This is a genomic window from Arthrobacter sp. 2RAF22 (genome assembly GCF_052115325.1).
In the GTDB taxonomy this organism is placed as follows: domain Bacteria; phylum Actinomycetota; class Actinomycetes; order Actinomycetales; family Micrococcaceae; genus Arthrobacter.
In genome coordinates this window covers 24,487-37,734 of sequence record NZ_JBFRGL010000005.1, presented here as the reverse complement: position 1 = coordinate 37,734, position 13,248 = coordinate 24,487, and the positions used below count along the sequence as shown (strand labels likewise).

General features: G+C 65.0%; 11 protein-coding genes. 8 read left to right on the top strand and 3 right to left on the bottom strand.

The annotated features are described in order from the left end of the window. Positions 1–46: 46 nt before the first annotated feature. Entirely contained in the window at positions 47–2,275 is a 2,229-nt protein-coding gene (locus tag AB4068_RS06325; protein WP_441432995.1) for an MMPL family transporter, read from the top strand. On the opposite strand, the gene AB4068_RS06320 is transcribed toward AB4068_RS06325, so the two are convergent. Then, positions 2,251–3,186 carry an NAD-dependent epimerase/dehydratase family protein gene (locus AB4068_RS06320; RefSeq protein WP_441432994.1) on the bottom strand — a complete coding sequence of 312 codons (936 nt, stop codon included), beginning with the start codon at positions 3,184–3,186 and terminating at the stop codon, positions 2,251–2,253. The genes AB4068_RS06325 and AB4068_RS06320 overlap by 25 nt on opposite strands. A gap of 156 nt (positions 3,187–3,342) precedes the next feature. On the opposite strand from AB4068_RS06320, the gene AB4068_RS06315 reads away from it, so the two are divergent. From AB4068_RS06315 to AB4068_RS06285, 7 genes are all read left to right on the top strand, one after another. Then, entirely contained in the window at positions 3,343–4,068 is a 726-nt protein-coding gene (locus tag AB4068_RS06315) for a TetR/AcrR family transcriptional regulator (RefSeq protein ID WP_306963096.1), read from the top strand. Positions 4,069–4,089: 21 nt separating this feature from the next. Then, positions 4,090–4,881 carry an oxygenase MpaB family protein gene (locus AB4068_RS06310; protein WP_441432947.1) on the top strand — a complete coding sequence of 264 codons (792 nt, stop codon included), beginning with the start codon at positions 4,090–4,092 and terminating at the stop codon, positions 4,879–4,881. A gap of 6 nt (positions 4,882–4,887) precedes the next feature. After that, on the top strand, positions 4,888–5,769 hold the full coding sequence (locus tag AB4068_RS06305; RefSeq protein ID WP_441432946.1) for a DUF817 domain-containing protein: 882 nt from the start codon (positions 4,888–4,890) through the stop codon (positions 5,767–5,769). Between the two features lie 141 nt (positions 5,770–5,910). Beyond that, on the top strand, positions 5,911–7,773 hold the full coding sequence (gene dnaK, locus AB4068_RS06300) for a molecular chaperone DnaK (protein WP_306963091.1): 1,863 nt from the start codon (positions 5,911–5,913) through the stop codon (positions 7,771–7,773). Between the two features lie 2 nt (positions 7,774–7,775). Next, the gene (locus tag AB4068_RS06295) at positions 7,776–8,435 is read left to right on the top strand and encodes a nucleotide exchange factor GrpE (protein ID WP_306963090.1); all 660 of its coding nucleotides are present in this window, start codon (positions 7,776–7,778) and stop codon (positions 8,433–8,435) included. 353 nt (positions 8,436–8,788) lie between these two features. Then, on the top strand, positions 8,789–9,751 hold the full coding sequence (locus AB4068_RS06290) for a DnaJ C-terminal domain-containing protein (protein WP_284991285.1): 963 nt from the start codon (positions 8,789–8,791) through the stop codon (positions 9,749–9,751). Between the two features lie 29 nt (positions 9,752–9,780). Next, positions 9,781–10,203: a heat shock protein transcriptional repressor HspR gene (locus tag AB4068_RS06285; RefSeq protein WP_269995195.1), complete on the top strand. Its 423-nt coding sequence runs from the start codon at positions 9,781–9,783 to the stop codon at positions 10,201–10,203. Between the two features lie 4 nt (positions 10,204–10,207). On the opposite strand, the gene AB4068_RS06280 is transcribed toward AB4068_RS06285, so the two are convergent. Continuing rightward, the gene (locus AB4068_RS06280; RefSeq protein WP_307054927.1) at positions 10,208–10,843 is read right to left on the bottom strand and encodes a CG0192-related protein; all 636 of its coding nucleotides are present in this window, start codon (positions 10,841–10,843) and stop codon (positions 10,208–10,210) included. 10 nt (positions 10,844–10,853) lie between these two features. After that, positions 10,854–13,244 (bottom strand): bifunctional salicylyl-CoA 5-hydroxylase/oxidoreductase, encoded by a 2,391-nt coding sequence (locus AB4068_RS06275; RefSeq protein WP_284991287.1) that lies wholly within the window; start codon positions 13,242–13,244, stop codon positions 10,854–10,856. Between the last annotated feature and the right edge of the window lie 4 nt (positions 13,245–13,248).

Below are 13,248 nucleotides of genomic sequence, written 5' to 3'. Positions count from 1 at the left end.
ATGATAGATATATTTTGCCATGGAAGTAATTACGGAGGGTGCGGGCATGATGGACAAACGGATTGGAACCGGGCGACGCAGCAGTTCGCGGTGGTGGTTGGCGGGGGCAGTGCTATCGCTGGTGGCGTGGATGGCGATCGGCGGAATCGGCGGCCCGACCTTTGGGAAGCTCAGCGAGGTATCCAGCAACGACCAAGCATCCTTCCTGCCAGCGAGCGCCGAATCCACCGAAGCCCGCGAATGGCAAAGCAAGTTCACTTCCAGCGGCAGCGTTCCCGCAGTGGTGCTGATCGAGTCTCCTGAGAAACTTTCACCCGCTCAACTGGCCGGATTGGCGCCCCTCGGCACCCAACTGTCCGCCGCCGTCGGGGTCAGCCATTCGACGTCGACGGTCGGGCCGATTCCGTCCACGGACGGCAAAGCTGCGCAGTTCATCGTCCCGGTGGAAGAAGGAAACGGGGTCAAGGGGAGCATCCAAGCGCTTCGCGAGAAGGCTGCGGGGTATGCAGTGGGGGCAGGGCTTCCCGCTGGAACAACCACCTACGTGACGGGACCGGCGGGCTTCCTTGCCGACTTGGTCAACGCCTTTGGCGGGATCGACGGGATATTGCTCTTCGCTGCGCTGGGGGCCGTTTTGGTCATCCTGCTGGCCGTCTACCGATCCGTGGTGCTGCCCTTTGTGGTGTTGCTTACCGCTGTCTTCGCGCTTTGCGGCTCCATCCTGGTGGTCTTTGCCTTGGCGAAGGCGGGCGCGATCCAATTGACGGGACAAAGCCAGGGGATCCTGTCCATCCTGGTAGTCGGCTCAGCCACCGACTATGCCCTCCTCTTTGTGGCCCGTTACCGTGAGGCCCTGGGTCAGGCGTCGAACAAATGGTCGGCTGTGGGACGCGCATACAAGGGGAGTTTTGGCGCCATCCTGGCATCCGGGACAACGGTCGCCTTGGCGTTGCTTTGCCTGCTCTTCTCGGAACTGAATTCAAACCGCGGATTGGGGCCCATCGGCGCAATCGGAATCGTCTTTTCAATGGTGGCCAGCCTGACGCTGCTTCCTGCGGCCCTCGGCTTGCTCGGCAAGTCCGCATTTTGGCCGCGTGCGCCGAGGACGGACCCGGCCGCGAGCGCCGGACCGAGCGCCGGAGTCGCCGGGGTCGCAGGCTCGGCAAACTCCGACATTCCACGGGTCTGGAGGCTTTTGGCTGGAATCATCGCCAAGCGGCCCAGGGCCGTTTGGCTGGGCGCAGCCGCCGTTTTGGTGGTCTGCGCGCTGGGCCTGCTCCAGCTCCAAGCCAGCGGAGTTCCGCAGTCGGCACTCATCCTGAGCAAATCCGAGGCGGTGGATGGCCAATCGGCACTGGGCCGGCATTATCCCGCCGGTGCAGGAAGCCCGGTGGTGGTTGTGGCCGACGAAATGGCGGCAGTCGCGGTACTTGCGGAAGTCAAGGCCCAGGAAGGCATCTCGGATGCATCGGTGGTTTCGGCCCAACTGGATTCCGGCGTCCGCCCGCTCGCGAAAGCTGCGACGGAACCAGCCCCCTTGGTGCGGGACGGCCGGGTGTTGATCAATGCCACCTTGTCTTCGGAAGCCGACTCGGCGAAGGCCGAACAGACCATCGCCACGCTCCGGCAGAAGCTCCATGAAAAGGCCCCAGGAACCCTGGTGGGAGGAACCACAGCCACAGCCGCGGACACTAACGCGAGCGCGCAATCTGATTTGTGGCGCATCATCCCGATCGTTTTGGCCGTCATCCTGTTGGTGCTCATGGCACTGCTGCGCTCCGTCCTGGCGCCGCTATTGCTGATCGGGACTGTGGTGCTGTCCTATGCGGCCGCGTTGGGCGTCTCGGCCTGGGTGTTCAACCACGTGTTTGGATTCCCTGGAGCGGATGCCTCGGTTCCGCTCTTCGGGTTTGTCTTCCTCGTGGCCCTCGGCGTTGACTACAACATCTTCCTCATGACCCGCGTCCGGGAAGAGTCGACGCTCAACGGAACCCGGGCCGGTATCTTGAAGGGGCTCGGCGCCACCGGCGGGGTGATCACCTCCGCCGGAGTGGTTCTTGCCGCAACCTTTGCCGCGCTTGGGGTTATTCCGATCCTCTTCCTTGCGCAGATCTCCTTTATCGTGGCGTTCGGGGTGCTGCTCGACACCACGATCGTGCGCTCGCTGTTGGTGCCTGCCCTGGCTTACGACATTGGCGGGCGGATTTGGTGGCCGGGCCGCTTGGCTCGCGATCCGGCGTCGAAAGCGGGTCAGCGGGCGGCCACGGCTTCCTGATCCCGCCACCAGGCCACTGTCGCTGCCATCGCGTCCGCAAGCGGCGTCGGTTCCAGCCCGAGCTTGGCCTGGCTTGCTGTGGAGTCCATGACGAACGGCCGCTCGAACTGGTACAGCATTTCGGCCAGCTCCCTCATGTCGGTGGAAAACAGGCCGAGGGTTCGGAGCAGCCAGCCCGGAACCACGCTCAGCTTCGGTTCGGGAACGCCAGCCGAGCGTGCGAAGTTTCCGGCGATTTCCCGCATCGTCATTGCCGGACCCGTGGGGGCGTGCAGTACCGAGTTCCAGAGTTCGGGCCGTTGAGCGGCGGCGATCATGGCTGCGGCAAGATCCGGGACGTACGTGAAAGAGTGCGGCTGCCCGGCGCTTCCGAGAACCTGGACCGTCTTGCCCTTGAGGACCAGGGGCACCATGCGCTCGCCGGCATGCGCCATGCGGGCCCGCGGCCCGAAGAAATCGCCCGCCACCACGCTGACGGTATTCGCCGGGTGGGCTTGGCGGGCCTTCAGCAGGGCAGAGCGGATCCCGCGCTTCCCGCCGGTCGCCTCGCGCGGGCTGCTTTCGGTGATGGTCTTGTCCGGCTCGCTGTAGGAGTAGAGGCTCTCAGGGAAGACGACGACGGCGCCCGCTGCCCCCGCGGCGTCCATCACCACTTGCTCTGCTCCAGGAAGCTCGGCCGCCCAGGCTTTGGCCCGGTAGGCAGAACCGTGGATGCAGTGGAAGACGGCCGTGGCGCCGTCGAAGGCTTGCGCCAACTTGCCCGGATCCGAGACGTCCACCCGGAGCTTTTCGACCAGCGGGTGGTCCGGGCCGCTGCCTGAGCGGGTCAGGACGCGCACCTGTTCTCCGCGGTCCGCGAGTTGCTCGGCAATGGTCCATCCGACGGGGCCTGCTCCTGTGACGACGTACATGGTGTTGCTCACTCTCTGGTTGGGGATCCATTTCTCGGGTGAAGCTCTATTTCGAGAGCAGTGCTCTCTGAATTCAGGATGGACCCATTCGAATTGCCTGTCAAGAGCACTGCTCACATTTGTTGTCAGTGCTCTCCTTTGTGGCATGCTGGATGCATGGACCTCCCTTCCGCCGCAGCGGCCAAGCACTCGACGCCCCGCGAGCGGGCCCGGGCCCAGACCGTGGCGGACATCATCCGGCTGGGTCGCCGGCACCTTGCCTTGCACGGCGCTGCGGGATTGTCCCTGAGGGCGGTCGCACGCGATCTCGGCGTGGTGTCCTCTGCCGTGTACCGCTATGTGGAGAGCCGCGACGAACTCCTGACCCTCCTGCTGATTGACGCTTACGGCGAGTTGGGCGACGAAGTGGACACCGCCGTCGACGCCCTCCCGGAGGACGACTACCGCGGCAGGTTCCTGGCGCTCGGGCGGGCCGTTCGCCAGTGGGCACTGCGCGAGCCGGCACGGTATGCCCTCCTGTTCGGCAGTCCGGTTCCCGGATACCAAGCGCCCGCAGAGCGCACCACGGAACCCGGAACGCGGGTGATCTACCGGATGGTGGGGATCTTCGACGCCGCCTACCGCGCAGGCGCCTTGGCCGCCGAAGTGGCGCCCGCCGTCGTCGTTCCTCCCGCCCTTGCCGCGGACCTCGCGGCTATCCGGGCCGAACTGGGCGTGGCCGTTCCAGAACCTGCGTTGGCGAGGGGCGTGCTGGTGTGGACGTCGGTCTTTGGGGCGGTCAGCTTCGAGGTGTTCGGCCAATACGGCGCCGACACCTTTGCCGCGCGCGACGAGCTGTTTGAGCACCAGCTCGAGGTGCTGCGGGGGGTCGTGGGGCTGTAGTCGCGAAGGTACAGTAACTGCATGGCCCGTGGACTTGCTGACATCGGTGCGGAGGGCGTCTTGCTCGCCGGGGCAGGCCGCGCCATCCTGATGCAGATTGCCAATCCCGCGGTCGGTCACGGCGTCGCCGAGCACAGCAATTTCGACGAACGGCCGCTGGACCGGCTGCGTGCCACCATGACGTACGTCTACGCCGTGGTCTATGGCACGGAAGAGCAACTGGCCGCCGTGCGCCGGGCCGTGAATCGTGCCCACGCTCCGGTTCGCCGGGCCGCGGACGATTCCACCGCGGGGTACAACGCCTTCGACGCGCAATCCCAGCTCTGGGTGGTTGCGACCCTCTACGACACCGCCGTCACCGTTTACGAAAAGGTCCATGGAGCCCTCGACGACGACACGGCCGATCGTATCTACCGCGAGTACGCGCGGATCGGGACAGCGTTGCAGCTGCCCGCCGAGCTCTGGCCTGCCGACCGCCCGGCCTTCGCGCGCTATTGGGACGAATCCTTACGGAACCTCGAGCCGGATGCAGCCGCTTTGAGGGTGGCACACGAACTCCTGCACCCCGTGAGCGGGCCGTTCTTGATGCGCTTGAGCATGCCGTTGGTCCGGCTGGTGACTGCGGGCTTGCTGCCGGAGCATCTTCGCGCGGGATTCGGACTTCCGTGGAAGGCCCGCCATCAACGCAGCTTCGATGGCACCATCCGGCTCTTGGCGGCGGCTTATCCAAGGCTGCCGGAAAAAATCAGGCATTGGCCGAAAAACTACTATCTTGGCCGGCTCGGACCGGGCGAGCCGGGCCCTGGCAAGTAGGCGCCCATGCGTGAGCTCACCGCGGTAGAGGAACTTATCGACGGGAGCGCGAGCCGATTCCTGGGAAGTGCCCCGGCCCAAGGGCTGCGATCCAGGCTCACTGAGTTCACGGTCTTCGGCCTCAAACAGGCGTGGGCGTGCGTCTTCGGCGCCTCGCTCCTTGCCGTCATTTTCGCAGCTCACCTCTGGTATCCGGCCAACGCCGGCCTCGCGCGGAATGATTTCCTGACGATCGCCGCCGTCGTGATCCAAATCCTCATGGTGGCCACGAGGCTGGAAACCTTGCGCGAGCTCAGGGTGATCGTGCTCTTCCACTTGGTGGGAACGGCCATGGAGTTGTTCAAGACCGACGTCGGCTCGTGGTCCTATGAAGCCGAAGGTGTCCTGCGGGCCGGCGCCGTTCCGCTCTTCAGTGGCTTCATGTACGCGGCGGTCGGCTCGTACATGGTGCGCGTTTACCGGGTTTTCGATCTGCGCTTCGCCCGGTATCCGCGGCGTTGGATCACTGCGGTCCTGGCTGCGGCCATCTATGTGAACTTCTTTTCGCACCACTTCATCGTTGATGCGCGCTGGGTCCTGCTGGCCGCCGTCGTCGTGATCTTTGGCCGGTGCGTCATGCACTTTCGGGTGTTCCGGCGTCGATTCCGGATGCCGCTGGTCGTCTCGTTCCTGCTGGTGGCGCTCTTTATCTGGATTGCCGAGAACATCGCCACCTGGTCGCACGCCTGGTTGTATCCGAGCCAACTGGACGGCTGGCACTTGGTGTCCCCGGACAAGCTTGTCTCGTGGTTCCTCCTGATGATCATCTCCGTGGTGTTGGTGGCGTGGGTGTACAGGCCGATGCCGCCTGATGCGGCACGCGTTCTCCCACGGCGAAATCGCGCGTAAATCCCCGAGTTTCCGCGGTCTTTTGGCTTCCGGTGAGCAGGGTTGAGCGTACTCGACTCAACTTTGGATTGACATTGAATGAGGCCTGAGTACAGTTGAGTGCAGAACGCTCAACCCGGTTTCATTGAAAGGAAGCAACATATGTCACGCGCTGTAGGTATCGACCTCGGAACCACTAACTCCGTCGTCTCTGTTCTCGAAGGTGGCGAGCCCACCGTCATCGCCAACGCCGAAGGTGGCCGCACCACGCCGTCGGTCGTTGCATTCTCCAAGTCCGGCGAAGTCCTGGTTGGCGAAATCGCCAAGCGCCAGGCCGTCAACAACATCGACCGCACCATCGCTTCCGTGAAGCGCCACATGGGCACCGATTGGTCCGTCGCCATTGACGACAAGAAGTACACGCCGCAGGAAATCTCCGCGCGTATCCTCATGAAGCTGAAGAACGACGCCGAGAGCTACCTCGGCGAAAAGGTCACCGACGCTGTCATCACCGTCCCGGCCTACTTCAACGACGCCGAGCGCCAGGCCACCAAGGAAGCCGGCGAAATCGCCGGCATGAACGTCCTCCGCATTGTCAACGAGCCCACCGCCGCTGCACTTGCCTACGGCCTGGACAAGGGCAAGGAAGACGAACTCATCCTGGTCTTCGACCTCGGCGGCGGAACGTTCGACGTCTCCCTGCTGGAAGTCGGCAAGGACGAAGACGGCTTCTCCACCATCCAGGTCCGCGCCACGGCCGGTGACAACCGCCTCGGCGGCGACGACTGGGACCAGCGCGTTGTTGACTACCTGCTGAACCAGCTCAAGATCAAGGGCATCGACCTTTCCAAGGACAAGATCGCCCTCCAGCGTCTGCGCGAGGCTTCGGAGCAGGCCAAGAAGGAACTCTCTTCCTCCACCAGCACCAACGTGTCCCTCCAGTACCTGTCCGTCACCCCCGACGGCCCGGTCCACCTGGACGAGCAGCTGACCCGCGCCAAGTTCCAGGACCTCACCAAGGACCTGCTCGAGCGCACCAAGAAGCCGTTCCACGACGTCATCGCCGAGACCGGCATCAAGCTCTCCGAAATCGACCACATCGTGCTCGTGGGCGGTTCCACCCGTATGCCTGCCGTCTACGACCTCGTCAAGGAACTCGCCGGTGGCAAGGAGCCCAACAAGGGCGTCAACCCGGACGAAGTTGTTGCCGTTGGCGCAGCCCTCCAGGCCGGTGTGCTGAAGGGCGAGCGCAAGGACGTCCTCCTGATCGACGTCACCCCGCTCTCCCTCGGTATCGAAACCAAGGGCGGCGTCATGACGCACCTGATCGAGCGCAACACGGCCATCCCCACCAAGCGTTCCGAGACCTTCACCACCGCTGACGACAACCAGCCGTCCGTGGCCATCCAGGTCTTCCAGGGCGAGCGTGAATTCACCCGCGACAACAAGCCGCTGGGCACGTTCGAACTGACCGGCATCGCTCCGGCACCGCGCGGCGTCCCCCAGGTCGAGGTCACCTTCGACATCGACGCCAACGGCATCGTCCACGTCTCCGCCAAGGACAAGGGCACCGGCAAGGAGCAGTCGATGACCATCACCGGCGGCACCGCGCTCTCCAAGGAAGACATCGACCGCATGGTCCGTGAAGCCGAGGAACACGCAGCCGAGGACAAGGCCCGCCGCGAAGCTACCGACACCCGCAACACTGCCGAGCAGCTCGCCTACTCCGTAGACAAGCTCATCGCCGAAAACGACGAGAAGCTGCCGGAAGAGGTCAAGACCGAGGTCAAGGCCGACGTCGACGCCCTCAAGAAGGCCCTCGAAGGCACCGACGACGCAGCAGTGAAGACTGCTTTCGAGAAGCTGCAGCACTCGCAGTCGAAGCTGGGCGAAGCGATCTACTCGCAGGCCGGTTCCCCGGATGGCGCAAGCAGCGCCGCAGGTGCTGAAGGCGCCCACGCCGGCGCCAAGGCAGACGAGGACATCGTCGACGCCGAGATCATCGACGAAGACGAAAAGAAGTAAGCATGCCTCACCACGGCAACGACGCAGAGCACTCACCTTCCAACAACGAGGGCAACGAGCAGCACAAGCCGGTCATTCGGGACAACCGCAAGGTTGACCCGGAGACCGGGGCCGCCCGCCACACCCAAGGATCGGCAGCTGAATCCAACGCCGCTGCCGAGGGCGACGCCCTGTCCCAGGCTGAGGAAATCCTCAACGGCATGGAGGTTCCGGCTGAAGAGTCGGTAGCCCCCGGCGCCGCTGCGGAAGCAGAGGCCGCGGAACTCCGCAACGACCTCTTGCGCCTGCAGGCCGAGTACGTCAACTACCGCAAGCGCGTCGAACGCGACCGCGCCGTCGCAGGGGAAATGGCCGTCATCGGCGTCCTGAACGCCCTGCTGCCGGTGCTCGACGACGTCGACGCCGCCCGCCAGCACGGCGACCTCGTGGACGGCCCGTTCGCCGCGATCGCCGCCAAGCTGGAGAACGCGCTGAAGACGTACGGCCTGGAGCGCATCGCGGAAACCGGAGTCGAATTCGACCCCACGATCCACGAAGCACTCATCCAGCAGCCGGGCGAGGACATCGAAGTTGACACCGTCAGCCAAGTGCTGCGCTCCGGCTACCGCTCCGGCGGCCGAGTGCTGCGCGCGGCCCAAGTGATCGTGGCTGTGCCGGCCTAGACGGAGTTACCGCCTCACCGCGCCTTCGCGGATGAGGGGGCAGCACCGCGAAACGAGACAAGGGGCCCCGCCCCTTCGCCGGGTGGCCCAGGATCTGCGATCCTTGGCCATCCGGCTTCGGCAGCGGATATTGGCCTTCCCAACACTCGCAAGCTCGTGTCGGGGCCCTCGGCCAGATCCTTAGATGCCACTCCCGGGCCCCTTGCCTCGCTCCGCTCAGGCGGTCGTCTCACCTAAGGTGGGATAAGCGCAGCGCAGCTGGATAGGGGGCCGCGGCGTGGCGGGCACCGCGGAGCGGGCACGGCCCCTATCCAGCGGAGCGCAAACTGAACCAAAATCGAAAGGAAACGCCCTTGGCCAGCCAGGACTGGGTTGAGAAGGATTTTTACGCCATCCTTGGTGTCGCCAAGGACGCCTCTGACGCTGACATCAAGAAGGCGTACCGCAAGCTTGCGCGGAAGTACCATCCGGATACCAATTCCGGGGATGCTGCTGCGGAGAAGAAGTTCAAGGACATCTCGGAGGCCTATTCGGTGCTCTCGGATGCCGAGGAGCGCCAGCAGTACGATGCCATTCGCGCCATGGGCGGGGCACGCTTCGCGCCGGGCGCAGCTCGCGGCGGCCCGGCCAATGGCGGCTTCGAGGACTTGTTCGGCGGCCTTTTCGGCGGCGGACGCCAGCCTGCCGGTGCCGGGGGCATCCCGCCCGAGTTCGCTGACCTCTTCGGCGGTGGCTTCGGCGGTGGACAGACCGGTTTCCAGCGGGCCCCGCAAAAGGGCAGCGACCGCACGGCGTCCACCTCGATTTCCTTTGCAGGCTCCATTCATGGCACCACGGTGAGCCTCCGCGAAAGCAACGGCAACGTCATCGACGTGAAGATTCCCGCGGGCATCAGGGACGGCCAGAAGGTCCGCCAGCGTGGCAAGGGCAACCCAGGCGCAGCCGGAAACGGGGACCTCATCATCACGGTGAACGTCAAGCCCCACGATTTCTTCAATCGCGACGGCGACAACATCCGGATCCATGTGCCGGTCACCTTCGCCGAGGCGGCCTTGGGTTCCAACATCCACGTGCCGACGCTCGACGGCGACACTGTCACCGTCCGCGTCCCGGCCGGCACGCCTTCCGGGCGGACGCTCCGGGTCAAAGGCCGAGGCGTCAAGACCTCGAAGGGCACCGGAGACCTGCTGGTGACGATCGACGTCTCCGTCCCGCAGAACCTCAACAAACAGGCCGAGGAAGCTGTCAAGGCGTTCGCCGCGGCCACGGCCGACGCCGATCCTCGCCACGACCTGGCCGCCAAGGCCCGCTTGTAGCGGCAGAAGACATGGGAGGGGACGTCGGCATGGGCATCGACATCAACCAGCCGATCTTCGTCATCTCCGTCGCGGCCGAACTGGCTGACATGCACCCGCAGACCCTGCGGCAGTACGACCGGCTCGGCATCGTGTCGCCGAGCCGTGCGCCGGGCAAGTCCCGGCGTTACTCCCAGCGCGACATCGACCGCTTGCGCGAGGTCCAGCGGCTCTCCCACGAGGGTGTGTCCCTTGAGGGCATCAAGCGCATTCTCGAGCTCGAAAACCAGGTGGCCGCGCTGCAATTCCGCGTGGCCGAGTTGAGCGAGGAACTGCAGCGGCGGCGGAGCCCCATGGAGGCCCGCGTTTTCGCGGCGGGAGCAGCCGGCGACGTCGTCAGCCTGGCCCGCGGGCAGCGCCCCCGGGCGCGGTCCCAGGCAGTTGTGGTGTGGAGACCGCGACCGGGGGAGTAGTCCTCTAGGGCCGCGAGAGGGACGCCAGCAGCACCGGTGCCTCCTGCCCGGCCCACGTGCCCCGAAGGGCAGCCGAATCTTCCGAACCCTGGATCCCCAGATCCAGGACGCGGTTCACCTGGACGGTGAGTTCACCAGCGTCGATGCTGGTAACGCCGCCTTCGGTGATCGGCGCTGCGGGACTCAGAGCGGGGACTTCGCTGCCGGGGGTTCCACTGCCCTTGACCTCGACGGAACTCGCCCTTGGCTCCAGCACGCCGTCCATGTCCACGAACTGTTCGGCTTCCCGCTGCCCAGTGAGGATGGCGGTGGCCAGGGCAGCGACGTAGACGGGATCGGTGCAGGCGTCGTAGACCCACCTCGTGCCCAACACGGAGTGTTCCATGGTGCCGAGCAGCGAGTGCTCCGCACCGGGCAATTCCGAACCCCGGTAGCTCAGGGGAACCTGATAGACCTTGCCGCCGTGGGAGACCAAGTGGGTTTCGAGGCCGACTTCGCCGTCCGGATCATCGAAGCGGTACGCACCGAGCAGCTCGGGCGGCGCGGAGCCGTCTTTGGTGAACCACGGCTGGACGGGCAAGTACTTTTCGATGAGCTCAAGTTTGCTAGGACTCAGGGTTGCTCGATGGATAATAGCCATGCGGTCCAGCCTAGTTGGCCAGCGCGGGGGCGGAGACAGACTGCGGGGTCCAGCGTAGGTGCGTGTTGCCGGCGTCGGATTCCGGCTCTTTCAAGAGGGACAGGCGGGGGCGCACCGCATCCGTGCGGGAGCTCGGCGGTTTCCGCCGGCCCGCCCGGAACTGAGGCACCCACTGCGCTCCGGGGCCCTGGTATTCCTGCTCGGCTGCGGCGTGGAGTGTCCACTGGGGGTCGAACAGGTGCGTCCGGCCAAGCGCCACGAGGTCTGCCCGTCCTGCAAGGAGGATGGAGTTGACGTCGTCGTAGCTGGAGATGGCCCCGACGGCGATGACGGCTGCTCCCGCCGGCGCGGCAACTTCCTGCCGGATGCGGTCGGCGAAAGGAGTCTGGTAGCTGCGGCCGAAAGCCGGTTGTTCTTCCTTGGCGACCTGGCCGGTGGAGACGTCGATCCCCGCGGCGCCGTGGGCCACGAATGCCCGCGCGATGTCGAGCGAGTCGTCCGAGGTGTTGCCGCCTTCGATCCAGTCCGTCGCGGAGATGCGTACCGTCACAGGCTTGCTGGCAGGCCAAGCCGCGCGGACGGCGTCGAACACTTCCAAGGGGAACCGCAGCCGGTTCTGCACGCTACCGCCGTATTCGTCCTTCCGGAGATTGGACACCGGCGAAAGGAAGGAGGAGAGCAGGTAGCCGTGCGCGGCGTGGAGCTCGAGGAGGTCGAAGCCTGCTTCATCGGCCCGACGGGCAGCTTCCACGAACTGGGCTTTGATGGCTTTCATGCCTGCAAGGTCGAGTTCCACGGGCGTCTGGTTGCCGGGACCGTACGGCAGGGCCGACGGGCCAACGGCCTGCCAGTTGCCGGATTCGAGCGGTTCGTCGATGCCTTCCCACATCAGCCGGGTGGAGCCCTTGCGTCCGGAGTGTCCGATTTGGGCCCCGATCTTGGCTGTCGAGCGAGCGTGGACGAAGTCCACGATTTCCTTCCAGCTCTCGCGCTGGCCGTCCGTGTACAGGCCGGTGCAGCCGGGGGTGATCCGCCCGCTCTCGGAAACACACACCATTTCGGTCATGACCAGTCCGGCACCGCCGAGTGCCTTGGAGCCGAGGTGGACTTTGTGGAAGTCGCCGGGGACGCCATCCACTGCGGAGTACATGTCCATGGGGGACACGACGATGCGGTTCTTGAGCTCGAGTCCGCCGATCCGGAACGGTTGGAACATGGCCGGGGCGGTCTCCGCCAGTCCTTGGGATTGGGCGAAGTTGCGGTCTACGGCGTCGGCGAATTCCGGGTCGCGCAAGCGCAGGTTCTCCTGGGTGATGCGGCGGCTCCGCGTGAGCAGGTTGAAAGCGAACTGCGTCGGGTCCTGCTCCTTGTATTGGGCGATCCGCTCGAACCATTCCAGCGAAGCCTGGGCTGCACGCTGGGTGGAGGCGACAACCGGACGCCGCTCGGTTTCATAGGCAGAGAGTGCAGATTCCACATCCGGGTGCTCGTGCAGGCAAGCGGCGAGTGCCAGAGAGTCCTCCATGGCGAGCTTCGTGCCCGAGCCGATGGAGAAGTGTGCGGTGTGCGCGGCATCGCCGAGGAGCACAACGTTGCCGTGGCGCCAGTTTTGATTGCGGACGGTGGTGAAGTTGATCCACTTGGAGTTGTTGGACAGGACCTCGTAGCCATCGAGTTCCTCGGCGAAGATGGAACGGATCTTGCTGATCGCCTTCTCGTCGGACACGCCTGGCGGGAAGACATCGGCTGCGGTCTCGTCGAAGCCGGCAGCCCGCCACACGTCCTCGTGCATTTCGACAATGAACGTGGATCCTTCGTCGGAGTACGGGTAGCCATGGATCTGCATGACTCCCCATTCGGTTTCCTTGACGAAGAACTTGAATGCCTCGAATACCTGGTCTGTGCCCAGCCACATGAACTTGTTGGGCCGCGGGTCCAGGCTTGGAGAGAAGGAGTCCGCATATTTGGCGCGGATCTGGGAGTTGATCCCATCTGCGGCGAGGACCAGGTCATGGCTGGCCTCAAGCTCTTCAACGGGCGGCGCGACGGTCTGGAAACGCAGGTCGACTCCGAGTTCGGCGCAGCGGCGCTGAAGCAGTTCCAGCAGTTCCTTTCGGCTCATGGCCGCAAAGCCCTGGCCGCCCACCGTCACCGTTTCGCCGCCGAAGTGGATGTCGATGTCGGACCAGCGGGCGAAGCGACGGCTCATGTACTCGGCCACGACGGGGTCGGCGTTGCCGATGCCGCCGAGCGTCTCATCGGAAAAGACGACGCCGAAACCGAAAGTGTCGCTGGCGGCGTTGCGTTCCCAAAGGGTGATGTCGTGTGACGGGTCGAGCTGCTTCATCAGGGCCGCGAAGTACAGGCCGCCGGGGCCGCCTCCTACGATTGCGATTTTCATGCTT

Bases quoted from the DNA above. Each gene is read 5' to 3' on its own strand.
- AB4068_RS06325 (WP_441432995.1), top strand. From the start codon at position 47: ATGATGGACAAACGGATTGGAACCGGGCGACGCAGCAGTTCGCGGTGG.
- AB4068_RS06320 (WP_441432994.1), bottom strand. From the start codon at position 3,186: ATGTACGTCGTCACAGGAGCAGGCCCCGTCGGATGGACCATTGCCGAG.
- AB4068_RS06315 (WP_306963096.1), top strand. From the start codon at position 3,343: ATGGACCTCCCTTCCGCCGCAGCGGCCAAGCACTCGACGCCCCGCGAG.
- AB4068_RS06310 (WP_441432947.1), top strand. From the start codon at position 4,090: ATGGCCCGTGGACTTGCTGACATCGGTGCGGAGGGCGTCTTGCTCGCC.
- AB4068_RS06305 (WP_441432946.1), top strand. From the start codon at position 4,888: ATGCGTGAGCTCACCGCGGTAGAGGAACTTATCGACGGGAGCGCGAGC.
- dnaK (WP_306963091.1), top strand. From the start codon at position 5,911: ATGTCACGCGCTGTAGGTATCGACCTCGGAACCACTAACTCCGTCGTC.
- AB4068_RS06295 (WP_306963090.1), top strand. From the start codon at position 7,776: ATGCCTCACCACGGCAACGACGCAGAGCACTCACCTTCCAACAACGAG.
- AB4068_RS06285 (WP_269995195.1), top strand. From the start codon at position 9,781: ATGGGCATCGACATCAACCAGCCGATCTTCGTCATCTCCGTCGCGGCC.
- AB4068_RS06280 (WP_307054927.1), bottom strand. From the start codon at position 10,843: ATGGCTATTATCCATCGAGCAACCCTGAGTCCTAGCAAACTTGAGCTC.
- AB4068_RS06275 (WP_284991287.1), bottom strand. From the start codon at position 13,244: ATGAAAATCGCAATCGTAGGAGGCGGCCCCGGCGGCCTGTACTTCGCG.